This window comes from Corynebacterium sp. TAE3-ERU30, from assembly GCF_019209925.1.
Classification (GTDB): Bacteria; Actinomycetota; Actinomycetes; order Mycobacteriales; family Mycobacteriaceae; genus Corynebacterium; species Corynebacterium megadyptis.
On sequence record NZ_JAHUTO010000002.1, the window covers coordinates 352882 to 374167 of the forward strand.

The 21286-nt window shown below is 62.6% G+C and carries 18 protein-coding genes; 12 read left to right on the forward strand and 6 right to left on the reverse strand.

All coding sequences use genetic code 11. The annotated features are described in order from the left end of the window. Positions 1–118: 118 nt before the first annotated feature. The 3 genes from KR227_RS04555 to KR227_RS04565 form a co-directional block, all read right to left on the reverse strand. Complete coding sequence (locus KR227_RS04555) at positions 119–733, reverse strand: heme-copper oxidase subunit III (protein WP_218363990.1); 615 nt, start codon at positions 731–733, stop codon at positions 119–121. Positions 734–1373: 640 nt separating this feature from the next. Further along, on the reverse strand, positions 1374–1805 hold the full coding sequence (locus KR227_RS04560) for a cytochrome c oxidase subunit 4 (RefSeq protein WP_151529246.1): 432 nt from the start codon (positions 1803–1805) through the stop codon (positions 1374–1376). A gap of 18 nt (positions 1806–1823) precedes the next feature. Continuing rightward, the gene (locus tag KR227_RS04565) at positions 1824–2930 is read right to left on the reverse strand and encodes a cytochrome c oxidase subunit II (RefSeq protein WP_218363992.1); all 1107 of its coding nucleotides are present in this window, start codon (positions 2928–2930) and stop codon (positions 1824–1826) included. Between the two features lie 619 nt (positions 2931–3549). Between KR227_RS04565 and asnB the strand changes: the two genes are divergently transcribed. Beyond that, complete coding sequence (asnB, locus tag KR227_RS04570) at positions 3550–5472, forward strand: asparagine synthase (glutamine-hydrolyzing) (RefSeq protein WP_218363994.1); 1923 nt, start codon at positions 3550–3552, stop codon at positions 5470–5472. A 104-nt stretch (positions 5473–5576) separates the two neighbouring features. On the opposite strand, the gene erpA is transcribed toward asnB, so the two are convergent. Beyond that, a complete protein-coding gene (erpA, locus tag KR227_RS04575; protein WP_151529243.1) occupies positions 5577–5921 on the reverse strand; it encodes an iron-sulfur cluster insertion protein ErpA in 345 nt (114 codons plus the stop codon). 345 nt (positions 5922–6266) lie between these two features. Between erpA and KR227_RS04580 the strand changes: the two genes are divergently transcribed. The 5 genes from KR227_RS04580 to KR227_RS04600 all read left to right on the forward strand — a co-directional run bounded on the left by KR227_RS04580 (position 6267) and on the right by KR227_RS04600 (position 9973). After that, positions 6267–6974, forward strand: coding sequence for a DUF3043 domain-containing protein (locus tag KR227_RS04580; protein WP_218363996.1), 708 nt, complete (start codon positions 6267–6269; stop codon positions 6972–6974). A 22-nt stretch (positions 6975–6996) separates the two neighbouring features. Next, positions 6997–7524 carry a bifunctional adenosylcobinamide kinase/adenosylcobinamide-phosphate guanylyltransferase gene (locus tag KR227_RS04585; RefSeq protein ID WP_218363998.1) on the forward strand — a complete coding sequence of 176 codons (528 nt, stop codon included), beginning with the start codon at positions 6997–6999 and terminating at the stop codon, positions 7522–7524. 92 nt (positions 7525–7616) lie between these two features. Beyond that, positions 7617–8687 carry a nicotinate-nucleotide--dimethylbenzimidazole phosphoribosyltransferase gene (gene cobT, locus KR227_RS04590; RefSeq protein ID WP_151549207.1) on the forward strand — a complete coding sequence of 357 codons (1071 nt, stop codon included), beginning with the start codon at positions 7617–7619 and terminating at the stop codon, positions 8685–8687. Continuing rightward, positions 8677–9528, forward strand: a complete 852-nt coding sequence (locus KR227_RS04595) for an adenosylcobinamide-GDP ribazoletransferase (RefSeq protein WP_218364000.1) — start codon at positions 8677–8679, stop codon at positions 9526–9528. Before cobT ends, KR227_RS04595 begins: the two co-directional genes overlap by 11 nt. 250 nt (positions 9529–9778) lie before the next feature. Continuing rightward, entirely contained in the window at positions 9779–9973 is a 195-nt protein-coding gene (locus tag KR227_RS04600) for a hypothetical protein (RefSeq protein ID WP_151529238.1), read from the forward strand. A 100-nt stretch (positions 9974–10073) separates the two neighbouring features. On the opposite strand, the gene KR227_RS04605 is transcribed toward KR227_RS04600, so the two are convergent. Next, complete coding sequence (locus tag KR227_RS04605; RefSeq protein ID WP_218364002.1) at positions 10074–11180, reverse strand: branched-chain amino acid aminotransferase; 1107 nt, start codon at positions 11178–11180, stop codon at positions 10074–10076. A gap of 190 nt (positions 11181–11370) precedes the next feature. On the opposite strand from KR227_RS04605, the gene KR227_RS04610 reads away from it, so the two are divergent. After that, complete coding sequence (locus tag KR227_RS04610) at positions 11371–12852, forward strand: leucyl aminopeptidase (protein ID WP_218364004.1); 1482 nt, start codon at positions 11371–11373, stop codon at positions 12850–12852. Between the two features lie 62 nt (positions 12853–12914). Here the strand turns inward: KR227_RS04610 and KR227_RS04615 are convergent, their stop codons facing one another. Continuing rightward, the gene (locus KR227_RS04615) at positions 12915–13337 is read right to left on the reverse strand and encodes an oxidoreductase (RefSeq protein ID WP_218364006.1); all 423 of its coding nucleotides are present in this window, start codon (positions 13335–13337) and stop codon (positions 12915–12917) included. 240 nt (positions 13338–13577) lie between these two features. Here KR227_RS04615 and sucB point away from each other — a divergent pair, with 240 nt between their 5' ends. The 5 genes from sucB to lipB all read left to right on the forward strand — a co-directional run bounded on the left by sucB (position 13578) and on the right by lipB (position 21275). Beyond that, positions 13578–15704, forward strand: a complete 2127-nt coding sequence (sucB, locus tag KR227_RS04620) for a 2-oxoglutarate dehydrogenase, E2 component, dihydrolipoamide succinyltransferase (protein WP_218364007.1) — start codon at positions 13578–13580, stop codon at positions 15702–15704. A gap of 250 nt (positions 15705–15954) precedes the next feature. Then, positions 15955–18804 (forward strand): aminomethyl-transferring glycine dehydrogenase, encoded by a 2850-nt coding sequence (gene gcvP / locus KR227_RS04625; protein WP_218364008.1) that lies wholly within the window; start codon positions 15955–15957, stop codon positions 18802–18804. A 15-nt stretch (positions 18805–18819) separates the two neighbouring features. After that, the gene (gcvT, locus tag KR227_RS04630) at positions 18820–19932 is read left to right on the forward strand and encodes a glycine cleavage system aminomethyltransferase GcvT (RefSeq protein ID WP_218364009.1); all 1113 of its coding nucleotides are present in this window, start codon (positions 18820–18822) and stop codon (positions 19930–19932) included. Between the two features lie 45 nt (positions 19933–19977). Further along, positions 19978–20364, forward strand: a complete 387-nt coding sequence (gene gcvH / locus KR227_RS04635; protein WP_218364010.1) for a glycine cleavage system protein GcvH — start codon at positions 19978–19980, stop codon at positions 20362–20364. Positions 20365–20510: 146 nt separating this feature from the next. Then, positions 20511–21275 (forward strand): lipoyl(octanoyl) transferase LipB, encoded by a 765-nt coding sequence (gene lipB / locus KR227_RS04640; protein ID WP_218364011.1) that lies wholly within the window; start codon positions 20511–20513, stop codon positions 21273–21275. The last annotated feature ends 11 nt before the right edge of the window (positions 21276–21286 follow it).

Here is a 21286-nt window from a genome sequence, read left to right on the forward strand (position 1 = left end):
CGGGTTTCGGAAAGTGAAGGGCTGTTGATCCGCGACCACTCCTTCTGCCCTGCCGCATCACTGCCTGCCTGTCACAGACTGCGGTTGAGAGCCAGAAATGGCGCGAGACCGATACGGCCTACTGAATGAAGTAAATGGTTGCGAACAGGGCAATCCAGACAACATCGACGAAGTGCCAGTAGTAGGACACTGCCATTGCTGCGGTTGCCTGTGCCGGCGTGAACTTGGACTTCGCGATACGAAGCAGGACAACCACAAAGGCCAGAACGCCCGCGAGGACGTGGGCTGCGTGGAAGCCAGTCGTAATGAAGAAGACCGAGCCGTAGACACTGCTCTGAATAGTCAAGCCGTGCTCGACCAGGTGGTAGTACTCATATGCCTGACCAACGAGGAAGATCGCGCCCAACAGTGCGGACAGTGCATACCACCGGCGGAGACCGAAGACGTCACCCCTTTCTGCTGCAAAGACGCCCCACTGCGCGGTGAAGGACGACGAAATAAGGATCGCCGTGATCATCATCGCGTAGGGGACATTGAGGTGGTCCGTTCCCTCGTCCCACGAAACTCCCTGGCCATTGGCGCGGGAGACGAAGTACATGGCGAACAGACCACAGAAGAACATCAATTCCTGAGACAGGAACACGATCGTTCCCACACTGACCATGTTGGGTCGGTTCAGTGCGGCAACGCGCTGTGTTGCTGCCGTTCCTGAGTTATTTACTGCGCTCGTCACGCTTCTAAGTATGACTGATTCCTAAGGAAGATTCATCATCTACCCCCGATATAGCGCCAACTTTTTCCGTTTTCCCAGCTCGCGCTCGAGGGTTTTCTAAGAATTTAAGAAGTTTTCGATGAGCCGGGAACTTTTTGGAACCGCATCCGACGCCCCTCCGTCGGCGGTGGCAACTACTCCCCCAGGCGGGCCCGCGGCGTGATCGTCGAAGATCTCAGCAGCGTGTGCCCAATTCTCTCGCGCTCTGCTATCTCTGCGGGCGAAAGTGAGTATGCGTTTATGCTAGCGGATCAGTGCTTATTAACTCTCATAAATGCACCCTAAGAACGGCGAGATTCATCTCACAGACCCGCACAACTGGGCTTCGCCCCCCCATAGTTACCCCCATGCGGAGGCCCCTTCCGCGCGAAGATTCACCTCCCCCACCCTTAATGAGGAGAGGACGCTCACACGCTCCCGAACCACGCCGGCGACAGCTAGGGTTCTTAGGCTGCCCTTAGACATAACACACGCGGCACCCGCCTCAACTGAGAGTGAGGTGGGTGCCGCGTGAAAGTTTTTGTGAGCTATGCGGGCCGTGCGTAGGAAGCAGACAACCTACACACCGTGGGCCCGCCTAACCGTGAGCCCGGAAAAAGACTTAGTGCTTTTCCTTCGGGATGCCGTACTGCAGGTTGAGCATGGTGGTGGACCAGATAACCAGGACCGCACCGAAGCCAATCATCCAGTAGTGCATGTAGATGATGCCCGCGCCCAGCACGAAGATGGAACCAGACATCACGGCCGGCCAGATGGAGCTCGTGGAGAAGAAGCCGTAGGTGCCGGCACCGTCTTCCACTTCTGCTTCCTCCCAGTCCTGCGGGAGGATATCTTGGCGCTTCTCAGTGAAGTGGAAGTAGCCCGCGAGCATCAGGGTCATGAGGGTGGAGATCACCAGCATGGTGATACCGATCCACTCGCCGCCCGGCAGGTTTCCGGAGTCTTCAACGAAGATGGTCGCGAAAATGTAGATGATGGACGCCGCACCAATGTATGCGGTGAGGGCGTACAAGAGTTTAGAGCTGACCTTCATGTTTCTTGACCTCGTTTCCTAGTTGCCCGCGTTAGCGCCGGGCTTGTCGAGGAAGTTCCCGCCATCGCGAGAGTCCTCACGGCCAGAGACGAACGGAGCGGTGGAGGTGGCGTAGGGGGCCTCGCCGATGGACTCCAGAGCGGCCGCATTGGTGGCCTGCGGATTATTAATACGGTACTCGAGGTACTGCTTGAACTTCTCGGGGGAGACTGCACGAACCTCGAAGTTCATCATGGCGTGGTAGGTACCGCACATCTCAGCGCAGCGACCCACGAAGGCGCCTTCCTTATCGATGCTCGTGATCTGGAACTCACGCTGAGACTTATTAGCCTCCGGGTGGGAGTACACGTCACGCTTGAAGAGGAACTCCGGCACCCAGAAGGAGTGGGAGACGTCAGCGGAAGCCAACTGGAAGGAGATCGCGGTGTTGGTCGGCAGGACCAGAACCGGAACCTCTTCGGTGGTGCCGACGGTCTCGATCTTGTTGTAGCGGAGGTAGGAACGATCGTTCAGGGACGTGCCATGAATCGGATTCGGATTCTTCACACCCTCGGGATCCTTAGCGGATGCCTCGGCTGCAGCCTGACGCTCCTCATCGATGCCCTGGTACTCATTACCGGTCGGGGTGAACTGGCCGTCCACCTCTTGGTAGCCGAACTTCCAGTTCCACTGATACGCGGTCACGTCCACGGTCACCTTCGGATCCTTATCCAAAGCGGTGACGCGGTCCTGGGTCTGCACGGTGAAGAAGAACAGTGCCATCACAATGATGATCGGCACGCCGGTGAGCACGAGCTCAAGAGGGATGTTGTACTGAGTCTGGCGCGGGAACTCGTCCTTGCCAGCCTTCTTGGCGCGCTTCGCGGAGAATCCGAAGATCGAGTAGATCATGAGTCCCCACATGATGATGCCGATGATCCAGGCCGCAACCCAGACCCACACCCAGAAGTTACCCATCTCGTACGACTCGGGGGTCACACCCTCGGGCCAACCCATGCGCAGGGCATGGAAAAAGCCGTTATCAGGTGGGGTGACGTCACAACCAGTCAGCGCGAGTGCGCTGACACCGGTGACGCCTGCAAGCATCGCCTTGCGCGAAATACCACGCTTTTTACGCTGTTCCACGTGTGTCTGCCTTCCTGTCCACACAAAAACTTTGTGAGTGCCCGGAGCTGCGAGCTCGTCCTAAGACACTCTCTTAACTAAGCAGAGTACTGCATATCGGCTGTTTTTCCATGTTGTTTGTCATGATTCTTTAAGGATTCGGCCGATTCCTGAAAATTCTCTGAGGATTGTCCTCGGCACTTCCTGCCACAACGAGAGCGACGCCCGTCAATATTGTGCCCTAAGTCACCAGTTTTGGGGCGGGCTGTTCTCCCCCGTTCGGGCGTAGCCGCTCCCCCGCTGGCGCTCGCTTCACGGCGAGGTTCGCGGCTGCACCATGGCGCGTATCGAGGCTACACGGCCCTCAACCCAGCCCACGTAACGCTTAGGGCTCCACGTGATCACGGCTGTACTATTGGGAACGGCGTAGCGAGCCCGTGAGTTGATACGTCGTGGATACGCCGCGCGCTGAGGTGCTGTGGCCGAGCCCGCGCCACCTTAGCGGGCGGTGGCCAACTCCCCTCGCGGGGATTCCACAGCAGTGTCGCTCGCGCCAGAGCGCACCCTCGGCACTGTACGCTACGTCCTTAATATCTATAGCCCTCTGACACTCTTTAGGAATCGAGGAACCAGCCCGACTATGTGTGGTCTTCTTGGAATGCTCACCGCCGAGGCGAATGCCGCCGACTTTCAACACGCCGTGGAGCAGGCGCTGCCCTGCATGCACCACCGCGGCCCCGATGCCTCGGGCACCTGGCACGATGAGCATGCTGTCTTTGGCTTCAATCGCCTCTCTATCATCGACCTCGCACATTCCCATCAGCCCCTGCACTGGGGCCCGGAGGGCGAGCCGGATCGTTACTCGATGACCTTCAACGGCGAGATCTACAACTACATCGAATTGCGGGAGACCCTGCGCAAGGAGGGCTATACCTTCCACACCGATGGCGATACTGAAACTATTGCCGTGGGCTATCACCACTGGGGCGATAAGGTGGTCGAGCACCTGCGCGGCATGTTCGCCATCGCTATCTGGGATACCAAGGAGCAGGTCCTCTTCCTGGCCCGCGACCAGTTCGGCATTAAGCCGCTCTATTTCGCCACCACCCCGGCCGGCACGGTCTTTTCCTCCGAGAAGAAGACCATCCTCTCCATGGCGGAGGCCATCGGTCTGGACCTGGACCTTGACTATCGCGCCATCGAGCACTACGTGGATTTGCAGTATGTGCCGGAGCCGGAGTCGCTTCATGAGGATATTCGCCGCCTCGAGTCGGGCTGCTTCGCCACGGTGCGTCCGGGCGAGAACTTGGTGCAGCAGCGCTATTTCCGCCCGCAGTTCAACACCACCCCGGTGCCCAAGGGTGCCGAGCAGGATCTTTTCGACCGTATCGCGCGGGCGCTGGAGGATAGCGTCGAAAAGCATATGCGAGCAGATGTCACCGTCGGCTCGTTCCTCTCTGGCGGTATCGACTCCACCGCCATCGCTACTCTCGCTAAGCGGCACAATCCGAACCTATTGACCTTCACCACCGGCTTCGAGCGCGAGGGCTATTCCGAGGTGGATGTGGCAGCAGAGTCGGCGGAGGCCATCGGTGTCGAGCACATCGTGAAGATCGTCTCCCCGGAGGAGTACGCCACGGCCATTCCGCGGATCATGTGGTACCTGGATGATCCGGTGGCGGACCCGTCGCTGGTGCCGCTGTATTTCGTGGCGCAGGAGGCCCGCAAGCACGTCAAGGTGGTGCTTTCCGGCGAGGGCGCCGATGAGCTCTTCGGCGGCTACACAATATATAAGGAGCCGCTGTCGCTGGCGCCCTTTGAGAAGGTCCCCTCTCCCCTGCGCGCGGGACTGCGTCGCCTCGGCGCTGTGCTGCCCGAGGGCATGAAGGGCAAGTCCCTGCTCGAGCGCGGCACGATGACGATGGAGGAGCGCTACTACGGCAATGCGCGCTCCTTTAACTTCGAGCAGATGCAGCGGGTGATCCCGTGGGCGAGCCGCGAGTGGGATCACCGTGAAGTCACGGCCCCGATCTACGCCGAGTCCACCCACATGGATCCGGTAGCACGCATGCAGCACCTCGATCTCTTTACCTGGATGCGCGGCGATATCTTGGTCAAGGCCGACAAGATCAATATGGCTCACTCCCTTGAGCTGCGCGTGCCCTTCCTCGATAAGGAAGTATTCGCCGTGGCGGAGACGATCCCGCACGAGCTCAAGATCGCGCAGTCCACCACCAAGTACGCGCTGCGTAAGGCCATGGAGCAGATCGTGCCCGCGCACGTGCTCCACCGCAAGAAGCTGGGCTTTCCCGTACCGATGCGCCACTGGCTGGCCGGCGATGAGCTGCACGGCTGGGCCCAGGACACCATCAACGAGTCCCAGACCGAGGAGATCTTCAATAAGCCAGAGGTGCTGAAGATGCTCGCCGAGCACCGCGCCGGCACCTCGGATCACTCCCGTCGCCTGTGGACGGTGCTGGCCTTCATGGTCTGGCACGGCATCTTCGTGGAAAAGCGCATCGATCCGCAGATCGAGCAGCGCGATTACCCCGTGGATCTCTAAACCACCCAAACAGCACAACAGCCCAGCATCCCGCACAATCGGGAGCTGGGCTGTGGTGTGTGTATGGACGCTTATCGACGCTGCCCTCCACTCACAGTGCGTGCTTAGTGGAAGGAATCGCCGCAGGCGCAGGAGCCGGTGGCGTTCGGGTTGTCGATGGTAAAGCCCTGGGCTTCGATGGTGTCGGAGAAATCAATGGTGGCGCCGGCGAGATACGGGGTGCTCATCTTGTCCACGACGAGCTTCACGCCGCCGACCTCATCCATCTTGTCGCCGTCCAGGGAACGGTCGTCGAAGTAGAGCTGATAACGCAGACCAGAGCAGCCGCCAGGCTGCACGGCGATACGCAGGGAGAGATCTTCGCGCCCCTCCTGCTCGAGCAGAGCCTTCGCCTTCGCGGCGGCAGCCTCGGTGAGGATTACTCCGGTGGCGGATTCGGGTGCAGTCATGGTGAGTGGATTCTCCTTATAGTTATTGAGTCATACGACACACGGCGGTCCTCGCGGGAGGTGGGCTGATGCCGTGCCCCAGGCGCGGACACTGCTGTCATGTCAGTGGCACCAAGGCTACCGCGTGCCTCTACTGAGTGTAAACACATCCTCACAGGCACCTATTCCCCACCCTGCGTTCGCCCGCGGCTGCCTGTACGCAGCGCTTCAGCTGCCTGGGCCGCGGCGTGGGCGGGGGTGCGCCGCCGCCACCACGTACCCGTATCACCTGCCGCGCCGGCCAGCGTGGGTACTTCGCGCGCGCCGATGGGTATCTCTGGGGAATCTTTTACTAGCCTATTAGGCGTGAAACTACCGTGGCAGAAGAATCAAGACGAGACCGCATCCGACGCCCCCGCTGACACCAGCGCCGCAGAGGAGCATTCCACCGACTCCGAGGAGCAGCACCCGCGGGGCTATACCCCGAAGAAGGGCCGCCCCACCCCGAAGCGCAATGAGCGTGAGCGCGAGCGCGGGGTGCGCCGCGAGCACTTCTCCGCACCGGAGACGCGCGCCGAGGCCCGCGCGCGGCGGAAGAAGTTCAAGGAGTCGATGACGAAGGAGGAGTACAAGGAGTACAAGGCGCGGCAGAAGCGGCAACGCCGCGAGGAGCAGCGCCGGATCCAAGAGGGCATGGACCGCGGCGAGGAGCGCTATCTCCTCGAACGCGATAAGGGCGAGGTGCGTGGCTTCGCCCGCGATTGGGTGGATGCCCGCCGGTTCATCACCAATATGATGATGCCGCTGGCCCTGATCCTGCTGTTTATCATGCTGGTGTCGAACGCCGTGCCGCAGATTTCGATGGCGGCATCGATGATCGCGATGATCATCATGCTGGCGATCTTCGTCGAAGGCATCATCATGGGCCGCCGCGTCAATAGGGCCGCCCGCTTGAAGTTCCCCGGCTCCACCGAGCCTGGTTTCGGCTTGGGCTTCTACGCCTTCTCCCGCGCCGGCCAGCCGCGCCGCTGGCGTTCCCCGCGCCCGCGCGTGGAGATCGGCGCCGAGGTCTAGTAACCATGCGGAAAGGCTCGCGATGCGTCATCTGATTCTCGGCGGGGCCCGCAGTGGCAAGTCGGGCTATGCCGAAGCGCTGCTCAGCGATGCCGCGGATGTGCTCTATGTGGCCACCGCTCGGCCGTGGCCGGGCGATGAGGATTTCGCCGCCCGCATCGCCGAGCATCAGCGTCGCCGTGATCCGCGGTGGCGCACGGATGATTCTTCCGATCTTCTCGCGGTGCTGCGCACCCCGCCTGCCGCGACTCTGCTGGTGGACGATCTGGGCACGTGGATCACCCATGAGCTCGACCGCGCCCAGGCGTGGGAGAAACCGCGCGGCACCATCCGCCCGCGCTGCACGGCGCTTATCGACGCCATCTCCTCGCTTCCCGCATCCACCACACTGGTACTGGTCAGCCCAGAGGTAGGGATGGGCGTGATACCTGAACACCGCTCCGGCCGGCTCTTTCGCGATGAGCTGGGCTGGCTCAACGCGCAGCTCGCCGCGGTGATGGACCGCGTCACCTTGGTGGTCGCCGGCCAGGCGCTGCCCTTAAAAAAATGAAATTCTCGGTGCTGCAGCCGTATTCTGGGTACGTCTGATCCCCAATGCGGAAACCACCCGCGGTTTCCCGTGCCAACATAAGGAGCTGTCTCATGGAGTCCCTGCCCTCCGCCTCCGATCTATTTGCCAAGGTAGATCCCCCTAGCACTGCGGCGCGGCAGGCGGCGATCGCGCACCAAGCGGACCTGACGAAGCCTGTGGGCGCCCTCGGCCGCTATGAGGAGATCGGCATCTGGATCTCCTCCTGCCAGGACCAGTGCCCGCCGCGCACCATTACTCAGCCCACCATTGTGGTTTTCGCTGGCGATCACGGCATCGCCGCCAATGGTGTTTCCGCCTATCCTTCTGAGGTCTCGATTCAGATGGCGGAGAATATCCGCCACGGCGGCGCCGCGATCAATGTGCTGGGCCGGGCCGCCGGCGCCGAGGTGCGGCTGGTGGATGTCTCCCTCGACCACGATGTGTGGGGCGATGAGCGCGTTTCTCGTTCCTGCGGGTCGATTGACCGCGAAGATGCCATGACTAATGAGCAGGTGGTGCGCGCCCTCGAGATCGGCAAGCGCATCGCCGATGAAGAAATCGATCGCGGCGCGGATCTCCTCATCGCCGGCGACCTCGGCATCGGCAATACCACCCCGGCGGCTGCTCTCACCGGCGTCGCCACCCGCCTGGAGCCGGTTGTGGTGGTCGGCCGCGGCACCGGCATCGACGATGAAGGCTGGAAACGCAAGGTCGCCGCGGTGCGGGATGCCATGTTCCGCGCTCGCTTGCTCAACCGGGAACCCGTCAGTGTGCTGCGCACCATCGGCTCGCCGGATCTGGCCGCCATGGCTGGTTTCCTCGCTCAGGCTGCGGTGCGCCGCACACCGGTGATCCTCGACGGCGTGGTCGTCACCGCCGCCGCCCTCTGGGCCAATCGCCTCGCTCCCGGCGCGCGTCAGTGGTGGATCGCGGGACACCGTTCCGTGGAGCCGGCGCATAGCGCCGCACTCGAAGCCTTGGATCTCACCCCAGTTCTAGATTTCGGTATGCGCCTCGGGGAGGGTTCCGGCGCCGCCGCTGCCCTGCCGATCGTGCGGGCTGCGGTAGACATCATGACGGATATGGCCACGTTCAGCTCTGCTGGGGTCTCCACCCACAACGAGGACGAGAGTGTCGGGTAAAGCGGGTCCCTCCGGCAGTGGCCGCCACGGCCATCCGCTGTGGGAGGGGCCAGCCACCATCTTTTCTTGGCTCACCGTTCTCCCCCTCCGCGGGGCCACGGTTTTCGATACCACCACTGGTCGGCGGGCCATGACCTCCGTGCCGCTGGTCGGCATCGCCTTCGGCGCCGTCGCTACCCTGATCGCTGTGGTGAGCCCTCCCGCCTCCGCCGCGCTGGCCGCGGTGCTCATCGTGGTGGCGGTGCAACTCTTGAGCCGCCTCATGCACCTTGATGGGCTGGCGGATGTCGGTGATGCGCTGGGCTCCTATGCCCCTCCGGAGCGGGCACGCGAGATTCTTGGCGATCGCTATACCGGGGCGCTGGGCATGGGCGCGGTCCTGCTCGCCCTGCTCACCCAAGTGGCTGGGCTGGCCACTGTTCTCGGCGCAGTAGCCCCTTCGGCCGCGCTGCTGCTGGCCCTGCTCAGTATCTTCTTTCTCTCTCGGTGGTCGGCGCTGGTGGTGTGTCGTCGCAGTGCCTCGCCGCAGCGGCAGGCGCTCTCTCCTACCGGTTTCGGGGCGCTGATCATGGGCACAGTGCCCGCGTGGCGGGTGGCTGCCTGGGCCGCCGGTTTCGTCGTGATCTCCGCTGCGGGGTGGCTCGCCCTAGGTGCTCCTGGCATGGCTGCGGCCACGATCCTGGGCACCACGGTGATCTGGCTCTGTGCCGAGGGCCTCGTGCGCCATATGGCTCGCCGCTTTGGCGGACTCAATGGAGACTGCACCGGCGCGATCATCGAGATCACCACCGCTCTTGCCGCCGTGGCCTATGGACTCAGCCTCTCCTACCTCACCTCTTAAGTGCAGGGGGAGGCGGCGGGGGTGGCTCGGCATGCTCCCGGGACAGCGGTTGTGGACACGTCTACATCGTGGAGAAAATTCCCGTCCCGAGCGCGAAAGAATGAATAAATTTTCTGCGGCCACATCAGCATCATTTCCCCAGCGCACACAGCATTTTTTACTTATTGCCCCTTAGTGAGCGAGCAATTAATCTCCTCTGTGCAAGTGTTCAGAAAGCCACGATTGTGGCACCACAAGAGGGAGACACACTTTGTCCTTCGTCCTATCCATTAATGAGATCGTTGATGGCCCCATCAAGGATCTATACCTCGAATTCGGCGGCAACAACTGCTGCCCGCCCCCGGCACCGGCGATCCTGCCGAACCTCACCACCGTAGATTTCTCCGGTGCGCACTTCGGCTCCACCGATCTGCTCGACCTCAACATCGATCTCTCGGCTCTCTAAGCCATCCTTATATTTAAGCGATACATCTCACGCACACAGCAACACCGGCGCCCCCTCCCATGAGGGACAGCGCCGGTGTTGTCTATGAGGACTACGCCGCTTAGGCCTCGATGAGCGTGTGAATCCAGCCGTGCGTATCCTCCACGGTGCCGCGCTGGATACCCGTGAGGTGATTGCGCAGCTCCATGGTGACCGTGCCGGTGGCACCGCCAGCGATCTCAAAATCGCCGTGAGCGGACTTCACCGCGCCCACGGGGGTGATCACAGCCGCAGTGCCGCAGGCCAGGGCCTCGGTCATGGCCCCCGAGGTGGCGTCGTCACGCCACTGCTCCTTCGACACCAGCTTCTCCTCCACCTGATAGCCGAGATCGCGGGCCACCTGCAGCAGAGAATCGCGGGTCACGCCGGGAAGCAGAGAACCGGACAGGGCGGGGGTCACCACGGTGACATCCTCCCCTTCGCCGTAGACGAACATGAGATTCATGCCGCCCATCTCCTCGATGTAGTTCAGCTCGATAGAGTCCAACCACACCACCTGGTCGCAGCCCTTTTCTTCCGCCTGGGCCTGGGCCAGGAGCGAGGCAGCGTAGTTGCCAGCACACTTGGCCGCACCGGTACCACCGCGGGCAGCGCGGACGAAGTCCTCGCAAATCCACACCGACACGGGCTTGATGCCCCGCGCGAAGTAGGCGCCGGCCGGGGAGGCGATGAGCACATAGGTGTAGCTATTCGCCGGATGCACACCCAGGGAGGTCTCGGTGGAGATCATGAACGGGCGCAGGTACAGAGATTCCTCGCCGCCGGCGGCCGGAACCCAGTCGCGATCGATGTCCACCAGCTGGCGGATGGACTCGAGGAATACCTCTTGGGGCAGCTGCGGCATGGCCAAGCGGTGCGCCGAGTTCTGGAAACGCGCAGCGTTGGCGTAGGGGCGGAAGGTGACAATGGAGCCATCCTCGTGCCGATAGGCCTTCAGCCCTTCGAAGATGGCCTGCCCATAATGAAAGACATTCGTGGCCGGATCAAAGGACAGCGGGCCATAGGGGCGCACCTGGGCGTCGTGCCATCCCTTATCGTGGGACCACTCAATGGTCACCATGTGATCGGTGAAGTGCTTGCCAAACCCCGGGGCCTCAAGAATCTTCGCAATCTCAGCGGCGGGGGTGGGGTTCTCGTTCTTCCTAATGGTGAACTCTAAATCTTGCATGGTATTAAGCTACTCCCTCTCTGGTTTCAAAGCCCTGATTACCCTAAGTTTCGGGCAACCAACTCGCGGCGGCGTCTCTTAGCTCACGCTAGGCTGGTGGAAGTCTTATTCACAAGACGTTGCCGGCGCCACCGACCACAGCTGGGCGTCGATAAGCATTGACCGCTGTACAGAAAGGATTGCGAACCATATGGCGAACTCCCTGCCCGCGCGCGGCTACCTGCCTGAATTGAAGCGAAGCAAGAAGCTGGAGAAGGACACCTCCGTGCTGCTCGTGCCCGTCTATGAGGGCGAGAGCGAATTGGAGCTGCCCGTACTGGGGCCGCTGGACGATGCCTCGGCGCGCTCCCTGTGTGATGCGCTGAGCGCAGTCGGCGCCACCGGCAAGGCCGGCACCGTGCACACTGTGCCCGCCCCGAAGAAGCTCAAGGTAGACGCAGTCGCCGCGGTGGGTCTGGGTGCTGCCGAGGACTCCGATGCGGAGACGATTCGCCGTGCCGCCGGTAGCGCCATGCGCAGCCTGCCCGAGCACGCCGTTGTGGCCACCACCCTCTCTGAGCTCAATACCGCAGCCGCCGTCGAGGGCTGCGCGCTGGGTGCGTATGACTATCGCGGACTGCGCACTGAAGGCGAGAGCACCCGACCTAGCTCGGTGACCTTCCTCGGCGCCGATAAGAAGGACTTCGAGGCCGCCGTGATCGTGGCCGAGTCCGTGGCGCTGTGCCGCGACCTCGTCAATACCCCCTCCTCACACCTCTACCCCGAGTCCTATGCTTCCTTCGTGGCCGAAGAAGCCGCGAAGGTGGGGCTGCAGGCCACCGTGCTGGATGAGAAGAAGCTCGCCAAGCGCGGCTTTGGCGGCATCCTCGCCGTGGGCATGGGCTCGTCCCGCACCCCGCGGCTGGTGCGCCTGGAGTGGAAGCCGAAGAAGGCGAAGACCCACGTGGGCTTGGTGGGCAAGGGCGTGACCTTCGATACCGGCGGCATCTCCATCAAGCCGGGCGCCAATATGGAGAACATGATCTCCGATATGGGCGGCTCCGCGGCCATGATCGCCACCATCGTTGCCGCCGCCCGCCTTGAGCTGCCGGTGCAGATCACCGCCACCATCCCACTGGCGGAGAATATGCCGGGTGGCAAGGCCTACCGTCCGGGCGATGTGATCACCCACTATGGCGGCACCACCTCCGAGATCCAGAACACCGATGCCGAGGGCCGCCTCATCTTGGCGGATGCCTTGGTGCGTGCCAGCGAGGACAACCCGGACTATCTCATCGATAGCGCCACCCTCACCGGCGCCCAGGTGGTGGCCTTGGGTGATCGCACCTCCGGCGTGATGGGCGATGAGACTCTCCGCGAGCGCATTGCCGCCACGGGTCGCGATGCAGGTGAGCCGGCATGGGCCATGCCGATTCCGGAGGAGATCGCCGAGCAGTTCTCCTCTCCTTCCGCGGATCTGCGCAATATTGGCACCAACCGCTCCGCCGGCATGATGCAGGCCGGCTATTTCCTCAGCCGCTTCGTCGGCGAGGGCATCCCGTGGGCCCACATCGATATCGCGGGCCCCGCCTTCAACACCACCGCCGTCCACGGCTACACCCCGAAGCGCGCCACCGGTGTTCCGGTGCGCACCTTGGTGGATCTGCTCCGTGACATCTCGGTCAATGGTTAAAGACCTGCACCCATGACTAATCCCATCCACTTCGGTGGATGGGATTTTTCCTTTTCTCTGCCTTATGCCTCGGGCCGCTTATCGACGTCGCCCTCGGTCTCATTGTGTCTCTTTTCCCATTCCTCGCGCCGCTGCCGCTGTTCCTCGCGCTTGCGGAGGATACGGTCACGTTCGATTCGCTCGCGCATCCTTTGCGGATACCCCGTCTCCTCCACATCGAAGAGGCCGATACCCAGCGCGGAGGCGGTGGCGTTGATGCCCTTGGGCCCGCCAATCCGGCGGCGGATGAAGTCTCCATGCTCATCCACCAACACCACGCTCATCTCATTCACCAGCGTTTCGGGCTCGACGAAGCCCTCCACGAAGCCACGGCCCTGCATCCATGCGCGCAGCTCGGCGAGATCGGCGTCCCGGATGGATCCGGTGGCGCTGCGGGGAGCCTTGAGTCCCTTTTTGGATCTGCCACGGTTGAAAAGATTGAACATGACACATCATTCTACAAGCCCCCTGCGATAAGGCGGGGCTGCTCTCCACTGGGGGCATAGCGGGCCTGCACAGCATGCAGAGATCCGCTCCCACGCGCGGGGCCGCGCGGATAGGGGCACGCTATGCACAGAATGCGGAGCCTAACCGCCTACAATGGACCGTTAAAAGCGGTACTCTTTTTGTTGTTACCGTTTGACGATTTTTCACACGCTACTTTCATGCGAGGAGACTTAAAAACAATGGCGTTCTCCGTAGAGATGCCCGAGTTGGGCGAGTCAGTTACAGAAGGCACCATCACCACGTGGCTGAAGTCCGTGGGCGATACGGTCGAGGTCGACGAACCGCTCCTCGAGGTGTCCACCGACAAGGTTGATACCGAGGTTCCTTCCCCCAAGGCAGGCGTCCTGCTTGAGATCAAGGCTGACGAGGACGACACCGTCGACGTTGGCGACGTTATCTGCGTCATCGGCGACGAGGGCGAGGAGCCCTCCGGCGATTCCGATTCCGATTCTGATTCCGAGGAGTCGGAGGCCGAAGAGTCCTCCGCCGAGGAAGAGAAGAAGGAGTCTGAGGACAAGCCGAAGGCAAATAAGAAGTCCTCCTCCAGCGAGGCCACCGACGTGGCCATGCCCGAGCTGGGCGAATCCGTTAGCGAAGGCACCATCACCTCCTGGCTGAAGTCCGTCGGCGACACGGTCGAGGTCGACGAACCGCTCCTCGAAGTCTCCACCGACAAGGTCGATACCGAGGTTCCTTCCCCCGTCGCCGGCACCCTGCTCGAGATCCTCGCCGAAGAAGACGACACCGTCGACGTCGGTGACGTTATCGCCCGCATCGGCGACGCCGACGCCGCTAGCTCCTCCGACGATTCCGACTCCGACGACGACTCGGACGAAGACGAGGCAGAGGCCGAAGAAGCTGAAGCCAAGGAAGAGAAGAAGGAGTCTGAGGACAAGCCGAAGGCTGATAAGAAGTCCTCCTCCAGCGAGGCCACCGACGTGGCCATGCCCGAGCTGGGCGAGTCCGTTACAGAAGGCACCATCACCTCCTGGCTGAAGTCCGTCGGCGATACGGTCGAGGTCGACGAACCGCTCCTCGAAGTCTCCACCGACAAGGTCGACACCGAGGTCCCCTCCCCCGTCGCCGGCACCCTGCTCGAGATCCTCGCCGAAGAAGACGACACCGTCGACGTCGGTGACGTCATCGCCCGCATCGGCGACGCCGACGCCGCCAGCTCCTCCGACGACTCCGACTCCGACGACGATTCGGATGAGGCCGAAGCCGAAGAAGCTGCAGCCAAGGAAGAGAAGGAAGAGAAGAAGGAGGAGCCTAAGCAGGAGTCTGCTCCGAAGAAGGAGGAGAAGTCCGAGGCTCAGCCTGAGAAGAAGGAAGAGAAGAAGCAGGAGAAGGTCAATACCGGCGATAACCTGCCGTATGTGACCCCGCTCGTGCGGAAGCTGGCTGATAAGCACGGCATTGATCTCTCCACTGTCGAGGGCACCGGCGTGGGCGGCCGCATCCGCAAGCAGGATGTGCTGGCTGCCGCCAAGGGCGAGTCGAAGGGCGAGTCCGAGGACGCAGCCCCGGCGAAGGAGGAGACTCCCCGCGTGTCCACCAAGTCTGTGGACCCGGCAAAGGCCGAGCTGCGTGGCACCACTCAGAAGGTCAACCGTATTCGCGAGATCACCGCGAAGAAGACCCTCGAGGCCCTGCAGATCTCCGCGCAGCTCACCCAGCTGCACGAGGTGGACATGACCACCATTGCTGCCCTGCGCAAGGAGGCCAAGCCGGCCTTCACCAAGGCTCATGGTGTGAACCTCACCTACCTGCCCTTCTTCGCGAAGGCCATCGTGGAGGCCCTGGTGTCTCACCCGAATGTCAACGCCTCCTACAACGCTGAGACCAAGGAGATTACCTACCACCCGAGCGTGGGACTGGCTATCGCCGTCGACACGCCGAAGGGTCTGCTCACCCCGGTGATCCACGAGGCCGAGAAGCTGTCTCTGCCGGAGCTGGCGAAGGCGATCGTGGACTTGGCTGATCGTGCCCGCAATAACAAGCTCAAGCCGGCCGATCTGACCGGTGGCACCTTCACCATCACCAATATCGGTTCCGAGGGTGCGCTCTCCGATACCCCGATCGTGGTTCCGCCGCAGGCAGCCATGGTGGGCACCGGCGCTATCGCCAAGCGTCCAGTCGTGGTCAGCGAGAACGGCAATGACGCCATCGCTATCCGCCAGATGGCCTACCTGCCCTTCTCCTATGATCACCAGATCATCGACGGCGCTGACGCTGGCCGCTTCATGACCACCGTCCGTGACCGCCTCGAGAACATCGACTTCACCGAGGATCTCGAGCTGAGCTAAACACAGGGCTCTCCCCAACCACCCCGCGCAGTGCGTCAACGCCAGCGCGGGGTGGTTGTCTTTATGCACACCCCGCAGTTACCCCCACCGCTACCCCCGCATTCCATCACCGCAGGATGTCTGCAATCCGAGAATGGGGGCCACCACTCTCAATCCCAAACAGTGACCCAGCTCCTATAATGAGGGGGACATTTCTTTTCCTTACTGTCCTTCATCCCCAAGGCACATCAACCCCACGGAAAGGCCCACTTTGTCTTTCAGCGATCGCCATATCGGCCCCGACGCTCATGAAACTTCGATCATGCTGGATACGCTTGGCGTCTCCTCATTGGACGAACTCATTGAGAAGGCCGTCCCCGCCTCGATTATCAATACAGAGCGGATGAACCTGCCGAGCGAGCAGTCGGAATTTGAAGCACAGCGCGTGCTCGCCCACGACGCCGAGCAGAACATCCCCCTCAAGTCCTTCTATGGCCAAGGCTTCTCCTCCACCATCACCCCGTCGGTGATCCGCCGGGGTGTTCTTGAGGATGCCGGCTTCTATACCGCCTATACCCCTTATCAGCCGGAGATCTCCCAGGGCCGCCTCGAGGCCCTGCTGAACTTCCAGACCATGATCTCCGAGCTGTGCAACCTGCCCATCGCGAATGCCTCGCTGCTGGATGAGGCCACCGCCGTGGCCGAGGCCATTAGCTTGATGAGCCGCAAGGTGAAGAAGGGCCGCAGCGTGGTGTTGGACAGCCGCCTGCATCCCCAGGTGCTGAGCATCGCCCGCGAGCGTGCCCGCGTTATGGAGCTCGACGCGCACGTCCAAGACCTGTCCGTGGGGTTGGTCGCCGAGGATCTTGTGGGCACCGTGATTGCCTACACCGGCACCGAGGGCGATGTGCGCGATATTTCTTCGCTTATCGACGCCACCCACGATCGTGGCGGCCTCGCCACGGTGGTAGCGGATCCCATGATGCTGGTCCTGCACACCGCCCCTGGTGATCTCGGCGCGGACGTGTGCGTGGGCACCACCCAGCGTTTCGGTGTGCCGTTGTTCTTCGGCGGCCCCCATGCCGCGTTCATGGCGGTCACCGACTCCTTGAAGCGGCAGATCCCGGGCCGCATCGTGGGCGTGAGCAAGGATCTCGACGGCTTCCCGGCGTATCGCCTGGCCCTGCAGACCCGCGAGCAGCATATTCGCCGCGATCGCGCCACCAGCAATATCTGTACCGCCCAGGCATTGCTGGCTGTCATGGCCTCGATGTACGCCGTCTATCACGGCGCGGAGGGGCTCAAGGGCATCGCCCGCGAAATCCACCGCAAGGCCTGCAGCTTTGCCGATGCCATCGAGTCTGCGGACGCGGAGCTATCGCTGGTGCACTCCACCTTCTTCGATACCGTCTGCATCTCCACGGGCGGCCGTGCCGACGAGTTCGCCGCCACCGCCCTCGAGGAGGGCTATCTCATCCGTGCGGTGGACGAGGACCGCGTGTGTGTGAACTTCGGTGAGGCCACCACCGAGGACGATATGGCGGCCTTGTGCCGTATCTTCGGTATCGCCGACGACACCCTGGAGCAGGAGGCCGAGTCGCGCATCGAGCAGGAGCGCGCCGATGAACCGCTGCGGCATGAGATCTTCTCCCAGATCCACTCCGAAACCCAGATGATGCGCTATATTCGCCGTCTTGGCGACCGCGATCTGGCCCTCGACCGCACCATGATCCCGCTGGGCTCCTGCACCATGAAGCTCAATCCCACCTCTGCGGTCGAGCCGATCACCTGGCCTCATCTGGCAGATGTGCACCCCTTCGCCCCGGAGTCGCATACCAAGGGCTGGCGTCGCATCATCGAGGATCTCGAGACATGGCTGGCGGAAATCACCGGCTACGCCAAAGTGTCGGTGCAGCCCAATGCCGGCTCCCAGGGCGAGCTGGCCGGTTTGCTGGCTATCCGCCGCTACCACGTCTCCCGCGGCGATGAGCAGCGCGATGTGTGCATTGTTCCCGCCTCCGCCCACGGCACCAATGCCGCCTCTGCTGCGCTGGCGAACCTGCGTGTGGTCGTGGTGGCCACCGCCGATGATGGCACGGTCGATATCGAGGATCTCAAGGCCAAGCTGGAGGTCCATGCCGGCCATGTCGCCGCCATTATGATCACCTACCCCTCCACCCATGGCGTGTATGAGGAGAATGTGGGCGAGGTGTGCGAGCTGGTGCACGAGGCCGGCGGCCAGGTCTACATCGATGGCGCCAACATGAATGCCCTCGCCGGTATCGCCCGCCCCGGCGCGTTCGGCGGCGACGTCTCCCACCTGAATCTGCACAAGACCTTCACCATTCCGCATGGTGGTGGCGGCCCGGGCGTGGGCCCGATCGGCGTGGCCGAGCACCTGGTGCCCTTCCTGCCCACCGATGCCCGCACCGCCAATCCGCATGAGGATGCCCCCGTGGGCGAGGGCGTGCCGATCTCTGCCACCTACTATGGCTCGGCGGGTGTGACCCCCATTTCCTGGATGTACCTGCGGTTGATGAGCAGCGAAGGCCTCTTCGCCGCCTCCGCCCATGCCGTGCTTGCCGCCAACTACATCGTGAAGAAGCTCGAGGGCGCCTATCCGGTGCTCTATACCGGCAAGAATGGTTTGGTTGCACACGAGTGCATCGTGGATCTGCAGGAGCTGACCAAGCAGTCCGGCGTCACCGCCCTCGACGTGTGCAAGCGCTTGGTGGACTTCGGCTTCCACGCCCCCACCCTCGCTTTCCCTGTGGCCGGCACCCTCATGGTGGAGCCCACCGAGTCCGAGGACCTCGCGGAGCTCGATCGCTTCGTGGAGGCGATGCTCGTAATCCGCGAAGAGATCCAGGAGATCATCGACGGCACGGTCGCCGTGGAGGACTCCGTGATCCGCAAGGCTCCCTTCACCGCAGCCAGCGTCGTCAGTGATGAGTGGAACGAGAAGTTCAGCCGCGAAAAGGCCGCCTTCCCCGTGCCGGGGCTGCGCCGCGATAAGTATTTCCCCGCTGTCCGTCGTATTGATGATGCCTATGGCGACCGCAACCTAGTCTGCTCCTGCCCGCCGCCGGAGGCCTTCGACATCGACTCCGACCACGCTTAACCCGAAAGGCTCACCATGACTGATCTTTTGCACTCCCCGTTGCACGATCTCAACGAGAAGCTCGGCGCCAGCTTCACCGACTTCGGGGGCTGGAATATGCCGCTGAAGTACGGCCGCGAGCTCGAAGAACACCGCGCCGTGCGCGAGCGCGTCGGTGTGTTCGACCTGTCCCATATGGGCGAGCTCTCGGTGCGCGGTAGCGATGCCGCCGCATTCTTGGATTATGTGCTCGTCTCGCAGCTTTCTTCTTTGCCGGTGGGCAAGGCGAAGTATTCGATGATTGTCAACGCCGAGGGCGGCATCATCGATGATCTCATCAGCTATCGCCTCGCCGAGGACGAGTTCTTGGTGGTGCCCAACGCCGGCAACCAGCCCGCCGTGTGGGCCGCCTTCGAGGACCGCGCCCGCGAGCGCTTCGCCGATGCCGATCTGGTGCTCGAGAACCAGAGCCTGGACACCGCCCTCATCGCCGTCCAGGGCCCGCGCAGCGCCGAGCTGCTCAGCGAACTGGTTCCCACCGATTCTTCCGACACCCTCAATGGGCTCAGCTACTACTCCGCCGCCCCGCTCGCGGTGGCCGGGGTGGATACCCTCGTGGCCCGTACCGGCTACACCGGCGAGGATGGTTTCGAGGTGTATGTGGACAAGGAGCACGCCCCCGCTGTGTTCTCCGCGGTGGTCGACAAGCTCGAGGCCTATGAGGGTGCCGTCTGCGGCCTTGCCGCTCGGGATTCCCTCCGTCTCGAGGCCGCTATGCCGCTCTATGGCCATGAGTTGAGCGAGGATCTCACCCCCGTCGATGCCGGCTTGCGCGTGCTCGTGGGCAAGAATAAGACGGGCGAGTTCTACGGCGATCAGCTCCGTGAGCTGCCCACCCCGCAGCGCAAGCTCGTGGGGCTGCGGGGCGAGGGGCGTCGCGCCGCCCGTGCCGGCTCCGTGCTGTATGTCGGTGAGGAGCGCGTCGGCGAGATCACCTCCGGCCAGCTCTCCCCCACCCTCGGCCACCCCATCGCTTTGGCCTATGTAGACGCCGATCACGCCGCAGAGGGCACCACCCTCGAGGCGGATGTGCGTGGCAAGCGCCAGCCAATGACCATTGTTGCCCGCCCCTTCTACAAGCGCGGCTAAACTATTTCCCATTACGTTCTCCAGCTCGACAGAAAGGACTCACCCATGTCCCAGCTGCCCTCCACTTTCTCCTACTCCGAGGATCACGAGTGGATCGATCGCGCCGCGGATGACGCCGCCGGCACCACCGTCAAAGTTGGTCTGACGTCCATCGCCGCGGATCGTCTCGGCGAGATCGTCTTCGTGGATCTGCCCGCTGTGGGCGATTCCGTGGAGGCCGGCGAGATCTGCGGTGAAGTCGAATCCACCAAGTCCGTCTCGGATATCTACGCCCCGGTCACCGGCACCGTCACCGCCGTCAACGAGGAGCTCGAGGACAACCCGGGCCTGATCAATGACGAGCCCTTCGCGGGCGGTTATCTCTTCGAGGTCGAGGTGCAGGAGGTCGGCGAGCTCATGGATGCCGCCGAGTACGAGGCACAGAACGCCTAACTCGTCTATCAGCCGCTTCACGCTTATTGTGTGGAGCGGCCTTTTCCTGCTTATCGACGCCCGCCTCTGCCCCACAACCAGCTGCCGCCCACGGCAGCAAGGCGAGTGAGGTGCACGCCACAGGGCGCGTGTACCCTTGAGTCATTATGACTGCACCGCGCGAGCCTTTTACCCCCGCAAGCCAAGCAATCAGGCATCTCGATACCCCTATTGAGCTGCATCGGCTAGGCACCCGCGACTATGTGGAGATGTGGCACGAGCAGGCGGATTTGGCGGCGGCGCGCGCCCGCGACGAGATCGCTGACCGGGTGCTCATGCTCGAGCACCCCTCTACCTATACGGCGGGTAAGCGCACGCAGGAATCAGATCGCCCGACCAACGGCGTGCCCTGTATTGATGTGGATCGCGGCGGGCGAATCACCTGGCATGGCCCGGGCCAGCTGGTGGGCTATCCCATCATCAAATTGCGGGATCCGGTGGATGTGGTGGACTATGTTCGCCGCGTCGAGGAGGCGCTCATTCAGTTGGTGCGCTCGCTGGGGCTGAGCACGGCTGGGCGGATTGATGGCCGCTCGGGGGTGTGGGTGCCCGCCGATGAGCGCGGCCCAGATCGCAAGGTCGCGGCATTGGGTATTCGCATTACGCGGGGAATAACTATGCATGGTTTTGCGCTGAACTGTGATAACACCTTGGACTATTACGATCACATCGTTCCTTGTGGCATTAGTGACGCTGGGGTCACTACCCTGTCACGGGAGCTGGACACCGATGTGCGGGTGGAGGATGTGATCAAGCCGTGTTACCACTGGCTGGTTGAGGCTTTTGCAGGCCGGCTGGAGGTGGCCGATCACAGCTTTGGCTCCGCCGAGGACCCCTGCTCCCCAGCTGCCATCCGGAAACTATCGCTATAAAACACACGCCT